We start from the raw sequence: 19,121 nt of genomic DNA, 5'->3' as shown, positions 1-19,121 counted from the left end.
TAATACTTGTGCTAAAATGCCAGTTGTACTCCTTCACAACTCCTTAAAATGAATCGATTGATTAGCACACTTCGCTAATTACAACAAGCAAAATTGAAAATATAGCTAAAAATAAAATCTAATTAATTAATCTACTAAGCACATCACTTGAGGTAGAAAACCTATACAGAAACAGGATCTTGGCGATGCCGTTGTAAGTACTGTTTTTTAATAATGTAGAGCTTATAATAGTCATAAAAACCAATAATAAGTAAAACAAAGCAAACAACATAAAATGTTTTATATGTTAAAAATGCAAAAGACAATCCACTGATCAATCCACCAGCTACATAAGATACAACAATGCTAAGAAGCAAATGAAACTTGTCAACCAATGCCTTATTGTGCCGATTAGATTCTTTTGTAAACATCGATATTAATATCGCTAAATCTGTCGTAAGCCCTGTTAAATGAGTTGTTTTCACTACAAAATTGGAAATAGTAGCAGTCAGACCATTCTGCAATCCCATGGCAAAAAGCAAAGCCCCCACCAATACTTCTGTCTCTTGTAAAGAGTCTTTATAAAAAAAATCTAAATAGATCCCCACAAATAAAATACTTAATATCTCTAATCCTAATGGAATAGAATGTGTCAAATAAGTGCTAAAGCGTCCCTTTCCGTGGATGATGATCATATTTGAAAGCATACTACCAACAAGAAATAGTAGAATCCAAAACAAAACAACAGCGCCTTGGTACCAATTTCCTTTAGTAATCTCTTGTGCAAAAATCGCATAATATCCGGTCACATTTGAAGTGAACGAAAAGAATACAATGACCGATGCGACATTGACCATTCCCGCTGAAAAAGCAGTCAATGCACCCAACTTTATATTGTCCTGTACCGTACGATGATTACTATATTTTCTCAGCATAATTTACTCTTCCTCCTTTTTTCAATACTATACGTGCAATACCTTTGGCTTGAAGATCCAAATTAAGATATAGGATCAATTCATTTCTATTCAATTCATGGATAACAAAACTCTCAACAAGTTTATCGTCTTTACGCAATTCAAGAATATGCCCTCTTCCCTTTAAAAACCAGTTGTATCTTTTATCCTCATGATGAGCAACATAATTATCATTTCCACTTCTTTCGAAATGCCACAAACCATCTTGAAGAGGTGGAAGATGTGCTATAGCCGCTGTTTTTATTTCATCATGTATAATAGCTTGTTTTTTAAATGATGGATTATTTTCCACTTTTTCAAAATACCAGCCCTGCTCTACCCACTCACCTTCCAGCATACGTTCTGGACTTTCATAAAACATGACCATCGTCGTCGCGACAAACAGAAGTAAGGCGAGAAAGATGAAATTAAATCTTGATAATATTTTTCTTTTAATAATTGACATCCCATTTTTTGTTAAAGAATAAATCTGATAAAACATTTCGTTCAATTTTCTCTGCCCCGGTCTTTTGGATGATCCCAACACGACCTCGTTTACGTTCGTTTAAACGTAACAGAGCCTTTCCAACATCAAAAAACTGTTTTGTTCTTTTTTCAAATGCATAATTTGATGGTACTCTGATTTCGTCAATCGCAGCACCCTTCAAATAGTTGTGTAAGTAATTGGCATTCTCCGTACCGATGATATCGGTATATATATTGAGTTTACGATCTTCATATCGATGACAGATCATTTGACAAGCTTTAATAAAATCTTCAGAATGGAGTTCCTTTAAATGATCTTCGAGGGTAATTCCCAACAGTTCAGTAATTGAAGTACTACTTCTGTTGCCATATACCAATATGATTTCCAATTCATTCGCTTTCGACTGTTCGATGGTCTGTATAACAAAAAATAGCGAATCTATCGTGAAATCACTCGGAATCAATATACGTTTTTTCATGCCTTTTACTTTTAATACAAAGTTAAAAGACAGAGATTGCAATGGAATGAAGTTGAAATTAGCTTTTAATTAGAATATCAAAGCCCGTATTAAAATGAGATTAGAATCATTATAAAGATTAAAATGAGATTAAAATTTAAGAAAAGTAGGTAATTCAATCTCAACAGTAGTGCCCTTCCCTACAATAGAAGTTACCTTTAATGAACCTTCATGTAACTTAATGATATTTCTGGCCAATGGTAATCCAATACCATACCCGTCAATCCCATCAGTGTTAGATGCCCGAAAATAGGGATCATAGATATGTTGCAAATCCTCTGAAGGAATACCTATTCCCTCATCTTTTATTAGGATAAACACTTTTTTATCCAAAGCACCTAAAGCAATATAGGCCGTTCGATTACTAGAATATTTACAAGCATTGCTGATGATATTAGACAAGGCTAACTGAAGTAAAATTGCATTTCCACTAACTTTAAGACGCATACTATCATCTGGTAAAAGATCAAAATCGGTGATTATCCTAAACTTATCATTGATCGCTTTGACCATCAATTCTGCATCCATTATAACCTGATCAATCCTGATAGGACCAAATGAAGATGAATTACTAACAAATCCAGTACGTGCCAGCAAAAGAAGAGCCTTTGTCTTTTTTTCTAAATGCTCTGCAGATTCAATAATTTTCAAAAGCGTTCTTTGATATTCTGCTTGACTTCGCTCTTTAGAAAGCGCTAAATCTGCCTGACCAATAATAGAGGTTAGAGGAGTATTAAGCTCATGTGATGCATTACTAATGAAGTTTTTTTGCGTTTCAAATGAGGTTTCTAATCGTGTTAGCATATTATTAAAAGTACTTGCTAAATCTTTGAGTTCCCCTTTATATTTAACCTCATCCAATCTTTTATCCAGATTTTCAGAACCAATCTGTTGTACCTCCTTCATCATTGTAAGAATAGGTTTCAAAAAGGACCTTTTCATAAATACAGACACGACTAATATAAATAATATGCCTAAGACTAAACTAATAATCAACAAATTCCTTAAGTAAGCAAGATGATGGGTATAAAAATAATTTTCCGCAGAAGCCCCAATGATAAAGTTTCGTTTATCCTTGGTGAAAAATTTAGTAGAATAAAATTGGTTGTCAACTTTGAAATTAGAAATTCCCTTCTTATTGATTTTACTCCATATTTCATGATTAAAGCCATGACTGTTCAATATATTTTCATTTGCGTCAAACTCAACAAGAAATTCATGTTGATTATTCAAATCTTCAATAAAATCTAGACTCCATTGATTACTTTGCAACGCATTATTGATATTCAGGAACTTTTCTGCAGCTATATTTCGCCTCAGATCCAATCTTTTATAAAAATCTGTAAAAGCAAAATTTGAAATGGAATAAAAAATAAAACCAACAAAACAACTGACATAAATAACCAATATGGCAATAAGATAAATAAGTTTTCTGTTATAATTATGCATCAGATTTTAGTCTTCTATTTTTAACACATAGCCCATACCGATCACAGTATGAATGGCTTTTTTAGAGGTTACTTTTTCTATTTTTTTACGCAAATAATTAACATAAACATCCACTACATTGGATCCGATATCAAAATTAATCCCCCACACCTTATCCAGAAGCAAACTACGTTCAAATACTTTTTTAGGACTTTGTATAAATAATAAAAGTAATCGATATTCGGTACTTGTCAGATTCAATTCCTGACCATCACAATAAGCGACCTTTTTATAATCATCTATTTTCAAAAATCCATATTTGTATTCTTGAGTATGATCCTGATCTTTCTGTGTCGCCTGAATAATAGAATGTTTACGACGTATCAAAGATCGTATTCTGGCTTTTAATTCGATTAATTTAAATGGTTTAGATAAATAGTCATCTGCACCATTATCCAAACCAAGTACAACATTTTCTGGAGTCCCTAAAGCAGTCAGCATCATCACAGGAAGATCAGTATATCCCCAAAATCGTATCTGTCTACAGATCTCCAATCCATTAGTACCGGGTAATAAAATATCCAAGAGAACAAGTGAGATATCCTGAGTTGAAAGTAGTACTTCTAATCCTTCCGAATTATTTAAATGTATTACTCGGTAACCATCCTCCTCTAAACCTTGAACAATCAGATCTGCTACGCCTTGTTCATCTTCAACCAAGATAATTTTTTGTTGTTCTACACTCATTTTATGCTATATTTAATTAGCTCTTGAATTATTAAAAGCATAAAAATAAGCTTTTGATGGCTTTGACACAAATTTTAAAACTAGATCATAACCAACTAGATAATCATACTTTATAAAACTTGATCTTATGAGAAAGATAAATTTTAAAAACTTTGATTAAGATACTTTAATAATATTTGCGCCATAATTTTAAATTGAGAATAGGCATATAACTAAATTTTTGACAAATACTTATTAATTTTTTATATCAATACCTCATTCCGTTATACACAATTCCATAGCTGAACTAAAGTTATTTCCAAACATTTTTATGTCCAAATTGTTGTTTTAACAATTGGAATACATTTTATGATGTGCCAACTAAAATAATATCTATTACACATACTCACATTTAAAAATGTGCGGTGCTTAAATCTTAATAAAATGGCAATAACAACCAATCGATTATCTCAGACACTTTGTCAAGCTTTAAATGATCAAATTACATTGGAAGCATATTCTGCTCAAGTATATCTCATGTTAGCCTGCTGGGCAGATGACAATAGATTAGATGGAATCAATTCATTCCTTATGAAACATTCCCAAGAGGAAAGAGTGCATATGGCTAAAATAATAGAATATATACAAGAAAGAGGTGGCTCTGTAAAAATTGATGCAATAAAAAAACCCGAACCCGAGCCTACCAATATTTTAGAGTGCTTTGAAATGGTATTGCAACAAGAAATAGAAAATACCGAATCAATTTATAAAATAGTAAATTTAAGCATGCAAGAAGGCGATTGGGCGACATGGAATTTCCTTCAATGGCTTGTTAATGAACAACGTGAAGAAGAAAAACTTGCATTGGACTTATTAGATAAAGCTAAGTTAGCTGGAGGCAGAGATATGACAGACAATGCTCGCTTTGAGTTAAATAAACTAATTGGTAATACTGGTCAGGAATTTCCAGTTGCAGATGAAATTAATCCACTAGCTTAAAATATGTTAAAAAGGGTAGCAAATTATACGTAAGCTATCCTTTTTTATTACTCTATAAATACCTATAGCGACCTCTTGGCCAATAAAGAGATATCCAATGAATTATGATACAATTTCTCCACAAGCCCAAGCATAAGCTGCAATTGTTCTTTAATTAATAGCTCATCACTCTGATTGAGCACATACGATCGAGAGACCGAGGACTTCAAAGGAAGAATTTCTAATAATTCAGTCTCAAATAAAGCATATGTTTTTTTTAATTTTAAAAGAATTTTATTCATCAACCGTTCGTGCTCATCATGAAAATTCAAAGTTGAGCGATGATCAATCATATGGGTAAATGCCATTGCATAAGAAATCAACTGATGTGTAAAAATTGAAAAATCATTTAATTCTTTAGTAAATGGGCGCTGATATATAGGTTCATTTAGAATTCTTTCATTTAAGGCATTCAACTCCGCCAAACTCAGATAAATTTCTTTGCGAGCGACTTTATAATCTGCAATATCAATATGATCGCCCGACAGTTTACGAAAGCAAATGGATAAGAAATGAACATTAGAATGTATGACATTTTTTAAATAACTCTTTACCGAATCACTTTCCCATGTCGGAAAAATAAGATGAAAAGATAAAAAACACAGAACACAGCCAATTAAAGTATCTAATAAGCGTTCTTTCAATAGGAGAATTCCAAAATCATCTACTCCTGTAAAGAAATAGTAGGCAATAAGAAAAAAAGCAGTTAGAAAAAATGAACCATAAACATATTTACTCCTTAAAAAAGTAAATGTTAAAAGCATATACACCAACATTAAGCCAAGCAGTACATAACTATTTGTAATCAAGAAAATACTTAAGAGACCCAAGAGGCCACCTAAAAATGATCCTTTTAACCTATCAATACTCCGTTGCTTACTTAAACTAAAACCTGGACGTAAGATCACAATAATAGTAATATAAATCCAAAAACTATGCTTTGTTAAGGCAATGTAATCAGGGAAGAAAATCGGCAGCGCTTTGGTAATCACAAAAGCAATCAACATCACAATAGCCACACGAAGAGAATGTCTAAAAATTGGTGACTTTAAGTTCAGGTGCGCTTGCAGTATTGGCCATGAAAATGTCCTTTGCCTAAAGAAACGCTCTTTCTGTGCGATCAGCTCAGAGTGATCATGAACTTCTTCAGATTTAGATAAAATACGATGGACCTCTCTTATTTTTTGCATCACATACCTGATATTAACAAGTATCTTTTTCAACACAATTGTTGTCCCTCCTTCTTGCTTTTCAAGAGCAATAATTTCTGCATATGCATTATCCCATAGGCCTGTAAATTGAATAGCATTCTTTGGCGATTTTAGCAAACTAATTGGAGTGGTCAATCGCTCTAATTCTTGGGCACAACTAATCAATAATTCAGGAATGACTTGATACACCTTGGTATGTCCATATTTTTCACGAATCTGATAATAATCATGATGGGAAGCATTAATTCTCTCAAACAATTCCATCAATGTTGCGAAAATAAAGGTAAGCTGTTTATATTGATAACTTGCAAATTGCTTCTCGGTCGCTGCAGAAAACAAAACCTCACGGACATTTTCCTGACGTTGATTTAATACCATATTGATTTGAATAACTTGTTTATGCGTCTTTGCAATAGCAGTATTAGCATCAAAAAAATCAGCCTTAATACGAAGTAAGCTACCTATTTTGTAAGCACATTCTGCTAAAACTTGCTGGCTAACACGATATGGTCTCATGTGTCTTAGGACTAATACAAAAATCATATACCAAATTGCACCAGCAGTGAGCAATAAAGCTTCTGTAATAGGATGACTACTTTCATGGGTCAACGTCAAGCTAAAAAATAGCGCTAATAAACAAGATGCACCAATGCCCATCGCCCTTATACCAAAAACAGTCAACATACAAGCCGCAAAAGAAAAGAAAGCCATAAATAGACCCAAGAAAAAATCTGAAAAAGGTAATATGCGTGTAAGCATACTCATCGCGAAAATAACTATAACATTGATAAACAAAGATTGACGGCGCTCACGATAGGGACCGACCAAATCTGGAGTACTTGCTATAATGCTACCTATACCCAAGGTTACACCATGGTGCAATTGACCAAAAAAAGTGAACACGAGAACTGGAATCAGGACAGCAATAGTAATTTTTAATCCTTCATGAAACGGTTGGCTATTAACGAAAAACCGTGTCTTTTGCCATACTTTTTCTATACGATCACGCAATATAAATTATATTATTAATGTGGAAATATGTCGATTAAAGATTATGCTTATGCTCATCATTTAACTTTTGCAAAAGTACCAAATTTAATACTACAAAAAGAAATTTTCATCTACTATAAAGTTTATAAAACTAAACAAAACATATATAAAATATCGTTTTACACCAAAATTCGACATCTTATATTTCCTATAAAATGGATATGTTTGTAATGGAAATGAGAAATAGTCAAAAGAAAACAATAATTTTAGACAAAAAAATCGTTAAAAGAATGAAAAAACTAACGCTACTTTTATTATTAGCAAGTTCAATGGCTTATGGTCAGCGCAACTTGAATATAGAAGAGACAGTCTTTGGCCCCCGTACATATGCACCTACAGCTCTTGTAAGCAGTAACTGGGTACCCAATAGCAATAACTTCAGTTATTTGGACAAAGGTTATCAAAATTTAGTTCAAAAAAGTGCTTCGAATAATGGAGCGGAAGAGATCATCCTAAGTAAAGCCGAATTACAAAGTGCTTTGCAAACAAAACTTCAAAATGATCGGATTAATTTGCAGATCTTTCCCAGTGACTATAAATGGGAAGATGCCAATACAATCAGTTTTTCACTTCATACAAAACAAGCACAATATCACATTGCATTTGATATAAAAAATAAAAAAATAGTCCATCTACTCGCATCAGATGCCACAGCAACAAATCAGGAATATACTACAGATTATAGTAAAGTAGCATACTTAATTGATAATAATATTCAAATCAAAGAAGCTACTGGACAATTAACCAGTGTGACAAAAGATACAATAGATGGTATTCTAAACGGCAGTGACTATACGCATAGACAAGAATTTGGCATCAAAAAAGGCATGTGGTGGAATCCTCAAAATGACAAACTATTGTACTACCGGAAAGATGAAACGATGGTGAGCAAATACCCTTTAATACAGTGGGATACTCGGGTAGCTTCTGTAAAGGATATTCGCTATCCCATGGCAGGCATGAAAAGTGAGAAAGTTACCTTAGTCATTTATGATACCCAAACAAATCAAAAAGTAACATTATCCACTGGAGAACCAAAAGAACAGTTTTTAACAGCCGTCACTTGGGATCCATCTGGAAAATATATTTACGTTGGAGTATTAAATCGGGAACAAAACCATCTAAAATTAAATCAGTATAATACACAAGATGGTCGTTTTATCAAAACACTGTTTGAAGAAACAGCTTCCACGTGGGTAGAACCTCAAAATGATTTATTATTTTTACCCAATAACCCAAAACAATTTATCTATCAATCAGACAGAGAAGGTTTTAATCAGCTTTACCTGTACAACACTGATGGTAAGTTGATCAAAAAACTGGGACATCAAAATCTTATTGTACAACAATTAGGCGATTTTTCTCCCAAAGGAGATTTACTCTATTATACTGGCGTTACAAACGATGGATTAGATCGACAACTATTTTCAGTAGAGCTAAAAACTGGAAAAACAATACAGTTAACACAGGGTACGGGTACACACAACGCTAAAGTAAACAGTGATGGCACTTACATCTTAGATCAATTCAGTAATCTAACCACTCCTAATATTGTTCAAATAAAAGGAACAAAATCTGGTAAAGTAGATAAAGTAGTCGAATCAACAAACCCCTTTTTAGGTAAGATCAATCCTCCAAAAATAGAATTTATCACTTTAACCTCTGCAGATGGTGTAACACCATTGACAGGACGTATCATCTATCCTAATGATTTTGATGCAAATAAGAAGTATCCTGTCATGTATTATCTTTATGGAGGTTCTCACTCTCAATTAGTAACGAATAAATGGTTAGGCGGTGCAGGTTATTTTGATATGTATATGGCGCAACAAGGTTACATCGTATTCACCATGGATAATAGAGGTACGGACGCTCGCGGACGTGCATTTGCAACCGCAACACATCGTCAACTTGGACAGGCAGAAATGGCTGATCAAATGAAAGGCATAGAATATTTGAAATCCAAATCATTTGTTGATCAAAGCAAGATGGGTATATTCGGCTGGAGCTTTGGTGGATTCATGACAACATCATTTATGATACACCACAACGATATCTTTAAAGCAGCTGTTGCAGGAGGTCCAGTAATGGATTGGAAATACTATGAAGTCATGTATGGTGAGCGGTATATGGATATGCCTCAAGAAAATCCAGAGGGCTATAAGTTGAGCTCACTCATTGACAAAGCAGATCAATTAAAAGGCGATTTATTGATTATTCACGGAGCTCAAGACCCTGTCGTAGTACAACAACATAGTATGGAGTTTGTAGAAGCTTGTATCAAAGCTGGAAAACAAGTTGATTATTTCCTCTACCCTACTCATGAACACAATGTTTCAGGAAAAGACCGAATTCATATGTATGAAAAAATTGCAAGATACTTCGATCTTCATTTGAAGAAATAAAAAATAAGTATAAAAAAATCCCCTTGATCATTGATCAAGGGGATTTTTTTATACTTATTACTATTTAACGGGCAAGAAGTGCCTCTATCCCGAGTCGATAACTATCTAAACCAAAACCACAGATAACCCCTACACAATTTTTAGCTAAGTAAGAATGATGCCTAAATGTTTCTCTCGTATGTACATTAGAAATATGTACCTCAATTACTGCTGTGTTAATTGCTGCAATCGCATCAGCGATAGCAACAGAAGTATGCGTGTAGGCCCCCGCATTGAGTACAATTCCGTCAAATTCAAAACCAACTTCATGTAATTTATCAATAATAAATCCTTCGGTATTACTTTGAAAATAACTAAGCTCGACAACATCATACTTACTTTTCAATGTTGAAAAATAAGTTTCAAAATCTTGCGCCCCATAAATGGATGTTTCGCGCACGCCTAATAAGTTTAGATTAGGTCCATTAAGGATTAATATTTTTTTCATCAGGATAATTATTACTGAGCTCGCTAGCCCTACTTGTTTTTCTTAGATTACGTTCACTTATGATGATAAACGATAACATTAATTTGAAATATGCACAACTTTATTGAGCAGATATCCTGTTATCGATAATGGACTGCAGATTAAAAATCACTGTATAATGATCTAAAACTCGAACGGAGACCGATACTAAATACGCCAGACTTATGTTTTAGAGGAGTATCATATTCAATCTTTTGATAGCGTTGTGAATATCCGATCTCAAACCTAAGGTTATATTTAGGATTCAAGACATAAGCTGCTTTTGCATCTGCATATACAACTTGGCTTTTTATCCCCTGACCGATGTGGTTACCATATCGATTAGGAAAAGTGCGGTAGGATTGAAAAATATCTCCACCCATATTCGTACCATCTTCAGGATCTAAACCCTTTTGATTATAATTGAGCTGTGCAGAAAAATCAAATCTCTTCCAAGCATAATTAGCAATACCAACGATCTCTCTAAAATTAGCACCTAAAGGATGTGCAAGAGGTTCAGCATTATTACTATAGTTCGAACCAGAATCAAAATGGGCATACGTATAAGGTCTAGCCGTATTATACTCGAATAAAAAGTTTAAATTTTTCACCTCAAATATGTCGTAACCTCTTACACCAAATTGAGCACCCCACTTATTATGTACATAACCCTTTCCAGCAAAAAATTCTTTAGCCGTAAATTCACCTAAGAGGAACTGTCCATAGGCTGTTACATTTTTTAGTACTTTATATTTTGAATTCAATCCTAGAAACATTTTGTCTGGAGAACTCGAATTATTGGATTCAACAGGACGCAAAAACATCACAGGATTTATATAAGTGAAATCAAAACCTCTTTTACCTGCGGCATCTTGATTTGCCCATGTAATCGCTTGAAAGAAACCAATAGAAAATCTATTTGTAGCGTTGTAATCTATATATTGAAATACACCCCACTTCTTTCCATCTCCGTAGCGATCAGTAGCACCAAATTGATCTGACCTTTTATTGGTTGGATCATTCATATACGCCCAAACCGAAGTATACTGAACATGACCAATGGTACCTGTAAATTTTAAATGTGTATAATTTGAAGAGAAATCAGACAATAAAAGAGACCGATATCCATCTCCAATAAAATTCTTATCATATGCTACAGTTGCTTGAAAATACTTACTAAAGTCATAAGTCAAACTTGCTGTTGCATTCATCCAATCCTTTTCATTTCCAGAACCAAATTTCGTAGTACCCTGTCCAGTTACTACTCTTTTTTCATCAATATAATCACTCAGATATTGAGGAAATACGGCTTGATTTTCAGTTGCACTCGTATAGAATGTGAATTTTTCACCCAATGTAACGCCGGCTTGAAAACCTCTAGAATTCATCCAAGTACGACGTTTATCTCCCATCATATCCTTTCCGATAGTCAAATCAGGTAAAAAATCGGCATAAAAAGTATAGTCTTCTTTTGAAACTTCAATTAGGTGCTCGTTAAACAGCTTGCGCATAAACCAATTATCTGAAGCTACAGGTTGATTTGACTGAATAGAATCAAACTTGACCAATAATTCATCTTTAAAAAGAAATGGTTTTGATGATGTATGTAATCGTGTTTGCGGCGAATACAAAACATCATTCATTTTTTGTGACAACTGATAAGAATAGGGCTGATTTTTAATTTGTGCGCGGACTTCATTTTGACCTAGCATAGCGGTAGAGAGTAACCCTGCTAATGCTATAAATTTTAATGAAACTTTTTCTTTCATGAGATTTTTTTAAACAACTATATGGAACAGCAAAATCTATTCCTAAAAACAAAATAACACTTTTTTTTGCACTTAAAAGGTTTAACGGTAATAAAAAAAATATGCTAAAACGTATTTGCTTTCTGTTTTAACCTTTTTTTATTACCTTGCATTTGATAAAAACCAGTATGATAATATATAACCTTTTTGATATTTAACAATGAAACGCAGAACATTCATTCAAAATTCAGCCGTATTGGGAGCTGGATTATTTGCGAGCAAGGCATCTTTTGCTTCGATGCAGACTTCATTCCCGACGGTGCGTATTCCAGCAGATAAACGTCTTTTCTCCAGTAAAGCAATTGAAAATTCTATTGTAACATTTGGTAAGGCTACAAATAATAAGGAATTAGCTTGGCTTTTTGGTAACTGTCTTCCTAATACCCTAGACACGACCGTATTTCCGTATGTCGAAAATAACCGTAATTACACTTATGTAATCACTGGAGATATTGATGCCATGTGGTTACGAGACAGTAGTGCTCAAGTATGGCCGTACTTAGCTTTTATGAAAGATGATAAAAATCTAAAAAATCTAATTTCAGGTTTAATTCATAAACAAAGCAAATGTATCAATATAGACCCATATGCAAATGCATTCTATAATGACCCAACAAAAAAAGGAGAATGGTTCAGTGACCACACGGATATGAAACCTGGAATTCATGAACGTAAATGGGAAATCGATTCGCTTTGTTATCCGATTAGGCTCGCCTATCACTACTGGAAAGAAACAAACGATGCAACTCCGTTCAATGAAGAATGGGAATTAGCACAGGAGAAAATTTACAAAACATTTGTCGAGCAGCAGCGTAAAGAGAACTTAGGTCCATATAAATTTATGCGAACTACTCCACGTGGATCAGATACGCTACAAGTTGATGGATACGGATACCCTGTTAAACCTGTCGGTTTAATTTGTTCTAGTTTTAGACCTTCTGATGATTCAACTATATTTTCCTTCTTAATCCCTTCTAACCTATTTGCAATAGTAAGTTTAAGACAGTCAGCAGAAATCTTAAGAAAAGTCAAAAATAATAACAGCTTAGCGGCTAAGATGGAAGCTCTTGCTAATGAGGTAGAGTCTGCTGTTCAAAAACATGGAATAGTAGATCACCCACAGTTTGGAAAAGTTTATGCTTTTGAAGTTGATGGTTTCGGTTCATTCTTAATGATGGATGATGCCAATGTGCCAAGTCTGCTTTCATTACCTTACTTAGATGCTGTAAAAGTCGAAGATCCAATTTATCAACGTACACGTCAATATATACTATCAGATAATAATCCATTTTTCTTCAAAGGCACAGCAGGCGAAGGAATTGGAGGTCCACATATTGGTCGCGACTTCATTTGGCCAATGTCCATTATGATGCGTGCTTTTACATCAAATAATGATAAAGAAGTGGTAGAATGTGTAAAAATGTTAATTGCTACACATGGAGATACCGGTTTTATGCACGAATCATTTCACAAAGATGATCCCAAAAACTTCACACGTAAATGGTTCGCTTGGCAGAACACTTTATTTGGAGAATTATTATGGAAAATTTATAAAGAAAAACCATCTTTGCTTAAACAAATATAGTTTTACCCTATAGTATTAAAAGTGCTGTAAGGTAACACTTATAGCACTTTTTTATGGAGCAAGAAAAAAAACATATTGGTCCGATAGGGATTTTTGATTCTGGATACGGAGGTTTATCCGTATTTAAGGAGATCAAAAAAAAATTGCCCCAATATGATTATATCTACTTAGGCGATAATGCTCGTATTCCCTATGGCACCCGTTCATTCGAAACGGTTTATGAATTTACTAAACAATGTGTATTTAAATTATTTGAGTTGGGGTGCAATTTGGTCATTTTGGCATGTAATACGGCATCAGCAAAAGCATTACGATCCATTCAGCAAAATGATCTTCCTCCTGGCAAGAAAGTTTTGGGAGTGATACGCCCCACCACAGAAATTGTAAAAGAATTCACAAAAACCAACCACGTAGGCATTTTAGCCACAACCGGTACAGTGAAATCCGAATCTTATAAAATTGAAATCAATAAATTCTATCCAGAAATTGAAGTTTTTCAACATGACTGTCCTTTTTGGGTTCCTCTAGTTGAAAATAATGAAATTGATACAGAAGGTGCAAAATACTTTGTAGAAAAAGATATCCATCAATTATTAAAACAATCACTAGATATCGATACCATCGTTCTGGCATGTACACACTATCCATTATTATTACCTGTAATTCAACAATTTGTACCCGATCATATCAAGATCATTTCCCAAGGACCACTTGTTGCTAAGAGCTTGAAAAAATATTTAGACGTGCATCATGATATAGAGCTCAAAAGTTCTAAAAATGGAACTATGAAATTTTATACAACTGATGATCCACTTGATTTTGAATCAAAAGCAGAGATATTTTTCGGTCAAAAGATAAATGCCAAACACATTAAAGTCACATAAAAAAGACTCGCCTGATGGAACCGAGTCTTTTTTATGTGATCAATATTTAAATCCAATTAGTCTGCCAATACCACTTTTTTAGCATAGCTATCATTATGCACCGCAGCAACAGCTCTTCCTGAAGGATCATTTAAGTTTTGAAATGAAGCATCCCATAATAATGCCTCTGGTGTACTACAAGCAACCGATTTAACCGAAGGTACTGTTTTAGCAGCCGCTTCAGAAGGAAAATGAGATTCAAATATTGTACGATATAAAAATTCTTCTTTATTCTTAGGCGTATTAATCGGAAACCTATCCGCAGCTTCAGCAAATACTGCATCACTTACTTTAGCCTCCGCTTGTTCTTTCAAAGTATCGATCCAACTATATCCTACTCCATCAGAAAATTGTTCTTTTTGGCGCCATGCAATACTTTCCGGAAGATAATCTTCAAAAGCCTTACGTAAAACCCACTTTTCCATACGACCATCTTTAATCATCTTATCCTTTGGATTGATCGTCATCGCCACATCCATGAATTCTTTATCCAAGAATGGAACACGTCCTTCTACTCCCCAAGCGGCTAAAGACTTATTAGCACGTAAACAATCATATAGGTATAGTTTTTTCAATTTACGAACCGTTTCTTCATGAAATTCCTTAGCATCTGGTGCTTTATGAAAGTACAAGTATCCTCCAAATAACTCGTCAGACCCTTCTCCTGAAAGTACCATTTTGATACCCATCGATTTAATAACACGTGATAATAAGTACATAGGAGTCGAAGCCCGTATCGTAGTCACATCGTAGGTTTCTAAATGATAGATTACATCACGAATGGCATCAAGCCCCTCTTGAATTGTAAAATTGATCTCATGATGGATAGTACCGATATGATCTGCTGCTTTTTGTGCTGCAATTAAATCTGGAGCTCCTTTCAAACCCACTGCAAAAGAATGTAACTGTGGATACCAAGCCTCTTCTTCGTCGCCTGATTCAATACGCTTTGAAGCAAACTTCTTCGTAACAGCAGCAATAACAGAAGAATCTAAGCCTCCAGATAATAATACACCATAAGGTACATCGGACATTAATTGACGATGTACAGCAGCCTCTAAAGCATCACGTAATCGAACGATATCAGTTTCTGCATCTTTAACCGCCTCGTAAGACTCCCATTGTCTAGAATACCATCTTGTTGGTTCTTTACTTTCAATGCTATAGATATAGTGTCCAGGAGGAAATTGATCTATGGTATTGCAAAATCCTTCCAAAGATTTCAATTCTGATGAAACAAAAAACTGTCCATTACTGTCAGTTCCATAATATAAAGGTATGATACCCATATGATCACGGGCAACAAAAAATGAATCATTTCGTGCGTCATATAAAGCGAAACCAAAAATTCCATTTAACTCTTCTATAAATTGTGGACCTTTTTCTAGATATAAGGCAAGTACAACTTCAGAGTCAGATTGTGTAGTAAAAGCATAATTAGGCAAACTATCACGAAGTTCTTGATGATTATAGATCTCACCATTGACAGCCAACACCACTTGCCCATCAGGACTATATAAAGGTTGACTACCCGATTTTGGATCTACTATAGCTAACCGCTCATGAGCTAAGATAGCATGATCAGAACTATAAATACCTGACCAATCCGGCCCACGATGACGTATACGCTTTGACATTTCTAATACTTGAGGTCTGATTATTTCTACAGATTCCTTTAAATCAAATGCTCCTATGATACCACACATATTATTGTTATTTTATTGTTTCTATCCCAAACTTGAATTATTGATACAAAGTAAAACAAATAATAATGAAATTCATAATATTTTTAAATTTTTATTGAAAATTTAACATAAAAATATTTATTTCTTTATCAATTACACATTAAAACAAACAAATCGATATGCATATGAAAAACTTAAACAACTCTTTCAATAGGGATACCCTATCACTTTCTTTAAATAAATGGTTTCATTATTACTTTTCTATACTGTTTTTATATAAATTCATATAAAGAATTTTACAGTAAACAGATAATTATGAAAGCTTTACTTCATCATTACCAAAACCTGGCAATTAATCAAAGTGACCTGGATAAAATCATGATGGGACACGAACTCGTTCAGTTTTCTAAAAATGATTTTTTACTTCGGAAAGATGAAAAAGCTCATGAATATTATATCTTGGAAAGCGGACTGGTACGTTCTTTTATCCACGATTACCAAGGAAATGAAATTACGACCGATTTTTTTGGAAATCATGATATCGTTATTGAAGTCACGTCGCTTTTTCTCCAATTTCCTTCTCCAGAAAATCTCCAATGTTTAACAGACTGTACTGCATGGAAAATTGATTTCAATACGTTCCAAACCTTATATCATACCATCCCAACATTTAGTGAGTGGGGCCGTTCTTGGATGACCTTTGCCTTGCATACCAATAAAAAACGTTTTATTGATATGGTTTCACTCTCTGCAACCCAGCGTTATCAAAATCTCATCAAAAACAAGCCACAAATAATCAAACAAGCGGCTTTAAAGTATATTGCCTCTTATCTTGGTATTACAGACACTTCCTTAAGTCGAATACGAAAGGAACAATAAATTTTAATATCCTCCTGACCATTACTTGTCATATGCGAAGTATATTGATCGATGTTTACATTATTTTTGACTTAGAAATGGCACCAACTTTTAACCATAAACGGCAAAATCAATATATTCAGCTTAAATAATTGGACTTGATTGAGAAATAAAAAATTTAGAATGATGCGATTAAAATAAATTACATTGTATTTATTACTGACATTCAGTTGTCAATGGAACACCTAACTTTGATTAAACATAAATTAAAAAACAAAATTATGGCTATTTTACATGCTTATTTAAATTTTAATGGTAATTGCGAAGAGGCTTTCGAATTTTATCAATCTGTTTTCAACACCACCTCTTTAGGTGTGTATCGCTTCAAAGATATGCCTGCAGATCCCAACTCCCCTTTACCTACTGAGGTCGCAGACAAAGTCATGCATACGGCAATAAAAATCAATGATTCGGTGATGTTAATGGGCTCCGACTGCATAGAAGGTTTTGGTCATAAAGCGACTGCAGGTACAAACGCTTATTTAATGTTAGACACCCAAACTGCTGAAGAGGCCAAAGATTTATACAATAAACTTACAGTGGCGGCACAAAATATTGAAATGCCTTTGGGAGAACAATTTTGGGCAGAACTGTATTCATCATTTCAAGACAAGTATGGTATTTCATGGATGATTCACTTTGAAGGCAATAAAAAAATGCAATAATGATAACAATCACTGCTATCATGCAAATCTTTAACAACACGACTTATATATAATAAATTCAAAGAATAATATTTTTAGATTTATAACATAGTATATTTTAAAGAGATCAGGATATATCAGCCTGATCTCTTTTTATTTTTTACAAACAGTGAAAATATAAGTATAATTGTCATTATAAATGCAAAGTACGTCACCCTTCAATTGCTTGAGTTGCTTTTTCTAATATTTCAAAAGCCACTTCAGCCATTTTGTTTCCCTTATGATCCAATAACGGATTTACCTCAACGACTTCAAAGCATACAACCTTTTTTAAACTTAATAGCTCTTCCAACAATTCAATAACCTCAGCCGGATAAAAACCTTTAGGAACAGGAGTACCTGTGCCATCTGAGATCAACTCGCTATCCATACTATCCACATCAAAAGAAACATAGATCAGATCACAATCGTCAAGTTTTTTTATTACCTCATGCACACATGTTTTAACAGATAATCTGCGAACCTCTTCTACGATATAATTTTTAATTTCTAAATCATTAATTAAAATATCCTCGGCAGGCTCAGTATCTCGCACACCAAAATAAATGAGATCACTTGACTTGACCTTTCCGGTAATGTGACCTAACGTCTTTAACTTTTGCCAATATTCCTTCGTCTCCTCATCAATCCTATTAATAGCACACAATAAATTATCTTCTGCCAATGTAGCAGCTAAAGGCATTCCATGCAGATTTCCAGATGGTGTCGTGTAAGGGGAATGAATATCTGCATGTGCATCAATCCAAATTACGCCTAATGACTTTTCTGGAAATGCAGATTTTATTCCTGAAATCGTGCCAATAGCCGAAGAATGATCTCCCGAAAATACAAGAGGAAAGAAATCATCCTTTAATGTTTGCTCTACTATAGAAGCAACTTCACCACATTGTTTCAAAACCTCTTTAATACGTTTTGCAAATGGATGCAGAGCAGGATCGTATACGACATCATTTCGTGTTTTGACATCCGTAAATGGGTAGTGGTGAAAGTACTGACTTCCCTTATTGATAGCAGCAATTTCAATAGCATCAATCCCCAAATCAGACCCTCTTGTACCCGCTCCTATATCTGACCTATTCTTGATAATTTTAATGGATCTTTTCATATATCACATGTGAATTCTTTCATATTTTCGAATCAATTGCCAATAAGTATATTGGTAACATATTAATACCTTTTGTCAAAGGCTAGTTCAAATA

At 34.0% G+C, this 19,121-nt stretch carries 16 protein-coding genes; 6 read left to right on the top strand and 10 right to left on the bottom strand.

From position 1 onward, the window contains the following. Nucleotides 1-161: 161 nt before the first annotated feature. The 5 genes from C8N37_RS00715 to C8N37_RS00695 form a co-directional block, all read right to left on the bottom strand. Nucleotides 162-914 (bottom strand): YoaK family protein, encoded by a 753-nt coding sequence (locus C8N37_RS00715; RefSeq protein ID WP_108157095.1) that lies wholly within the window; start codon nucleotides 912-914, stop codon nucleotides 162-164. Beyond that, nucleotides 898-1,398 (bottom strand): hypothetical protein, encoded by a 501-nt coding sequence (locus C8N37_RS00710; protein ID WP_108157094.1) that lies wholly within the window; start codon nucleotides 1,396-1,398, stop codon nucleotides 898-900. The genes C8N37_RS00715 and C8N37_RS00710 overlap by 17 nt, the downstream gene beginning before the upstream one ends. Beyond that, entirely contained in the window at nucleotides 1,385-1,897 is a 513-nt protein-coding gene (locus C8N37_RS00705) for a hypothetical protein (protein WP_108157093.1), read from the bottom strand. Before C8N37_RS00705 ends, C8N37_RS00710 begins: the two co-directional genes overlap by 14 nt. Before the next feature lie 129 nt (nucleotides 1,898-2,026). After that, a complete protein-coding gene (locus C8N37_RS00700) occupies nucleotides 2,027-3,385 on the bottom strand; it encodes a HAMP domain-containing sensor histidine kinase (protein WP_108157092.1) in 1,359 nt (452 codons plus the stop codon). A 6-nt stretch (nucleotides 3,386-3,391) separates the two neighbouring features. After that, entirely contained in the window at nucleotides 3,392-4,111 is a 720-nt protein-coding gene (locus tag C8N37_RS00695) for a response regulator transcription factor (protein WP_108157091.1), read from the bottom strand. A 423-nt stretch (nucleotides 4,112-4,534) separates the two neighbouring features. Here C8N37_RS00695 and C8N37_RS00690 point away from each other — a divergent pair, with 423 nt between their 5' ends. Beyond that, nucleotides 4,535-5,089, top strand: a complete 555-nt coding sequence (locus tag C8N37_RS00690) for a ferritin (RefSeq protein WP_153196313.1) — start codon at nucleotides 4,535-4,537, stop codon at nucleotides 5,087-5,089. Between the two features lie 62 nt (nucleotides 5,090-5,151). Here C8N37_RS00690 and C8N37_RS00685 read toward each other — a convergent pair whose 3' ends face one another. Beyond that, the gene (locus C8N37_RS00685) at nucleotides 5,152-7,350 is read right to left on the bottom strand and encodes an FUSC family membrane protein (protein WP_108157090.1); all 2,199 of its coding nucleotides are present in this window, start codon (nucleotides 7,348-7,350) and stop codon (nucleotides 5,152-5,154) included. A 269-nt stretch (nucleotides 7,351-7,619) separates the two neighbouring features. Between C8N37_RS00685 and C8N37_RS00680 the strand changes: the two genes are divergently transcribed. Then, on the top strand, nucleotides 7,620-9,794 hold the full coding sequence (locus C8N37_RS00680; protein WP_108157743.1) for a S9 family peptidase: 2,175 nt from the start codon (nucleotides 7,620-7,622) through the stop codon (nucleotides 9,792-9,794). 64 nt (nucleotides 9,795-9,858) lie between these two features. Here the strand turns inward: C8N37_RS00680 and aroQ are convergent, their stop codons facing one another. Beyond that, nucleotides 9,859-10,281: a type II 3-dehydroquinate dehydratase gene (gene aroQ / locus C8N37_RS00675; protein WP_108157089.1), complete on the bottom strand. Its 423-nt coding sequence runs from the start codon at nucleotides 10,279-10,281 to the stop codon at nucleotides 9,859-9,861. Between the two features lie 140 nt (nucleotides 10,282-10,421). Further along, nucleotides 10,422-12,068, bottom strand: coding sequence for a gliding motility protein RemB (locus tag C8N37_RS00670; protein WP_244914302.1), 1,647 nt, complete (start codon nucleotides 12,066-12,068; stop codon nucleotides 10,422-10,424). Nucleotides 12,069-12,267: 199 nt separating this feature from the next. Here C8N37_RS00670 and C8N37_RS00665 point away from each other — a divergent pair, with 199 nt between their 5' ends. Then, nucleotides 12,268-13,692 carry a glycoside hydrolase family 125 protein gene (locus tag C8N37_RS00665; protein WP_108157088.1) on the top strand — a complete coding sequence of 475 codons (1,425 nt, stop codon included), beginning with the start codon at nucleotides 12,268-12,270 and terminating at the stop codon, nucleotides 13,690-13,692. Nucleotides 13,693-13,745: 53 nt separating this feature from the next. Then, on the top strand, nucleotides 13,746-14,576 hold the full coding sequence (murI, locus tag C8N37_RS00660) for a glutamate racemase (RefSeq protein ID WP_108157087.1): 831 nt from the start codon (nucleotides 13,746-13,748) through the stop codon (nucleotides 14,574-14,576). Nucleotides 14,577-14,632: 56 nt separating this feature from the next. Here murI and asnB read toward each other — a convergent pair whose 3' ends face one another. Further along, a complete protein-coding gene (asnB, locus tag C8N37_RS00655; RefSeq protein WP_108157086.1) occupies nucleotides 14,633-16,321 on the bottom strand; it encodes an asparagine synthase B in 1,689 nt (562 codons plus the stop codon). Between the two features lie 294 nt (nucleotides 16,322-16,615). Here asnB and C8N37_RS00650 point away from each other — a divergent pair, with 294 nt between their 5' ends. Both C8N37_RS00650 and C8N37_RS00645 read left to right on the top strand, forming a co-directional pair. Further along, a complete protein-coding gene (locus C8N37_RS00650) occupies nucleotides 16,616-17,179 on the top strand; it encodes a Crp/Fnr family transcriptional regulator (protein WP_108157085.1) in 564 nt (187 codons plus the stop codon). A gap of 260 nt (nucleotides 17,180-17,439) precedes the next feature. Continuing rightward, entirely contained in the window at nucleotides 17,440-17,883 is a 444-nt protein-coding gene (locus C8N37_RS00645; RefSeq protein WP_108157741.1) for a VOC family protein, read from the top strand. Between the two features lie 190 nt (nucleotides 17,884-18,073). Here the strand turns inward: C8N37_RS00645 and C8N37_RS00640 are convergent, their stop codons facing one another. After that, the gene (locus tag C8N37_RS00640; RefSeq protein WP_108157084.1) at nucleotides 18,074-19,027 is read right to left on the bottom strand and encodes an arginase; all 954 of its coding nucleotides are present in this window, start codon (nucleotides 19,025-19,027) and stop codon (nucleotides 18,074-18,076) included. Between the last annotated feature and the right edge of the window lie 94 nt (nucleotides 19,028-19,121).

Source organism: Sphingobacterium faecium, from assembly GCF_003054045.1.
In the GTDB taxonomy this organism is placed as follows: Bacteria; Bacteroidota; Bacteroidia; order Sphingobacteriales; family Sphingobacteriaceae; genus Sphingobacterium; species Sphingobacterium faecium.
Note: the sequence above shows the minus strand (reverse complement) of the source record. Positions and strands in the feature narration are given on the sequence as shown.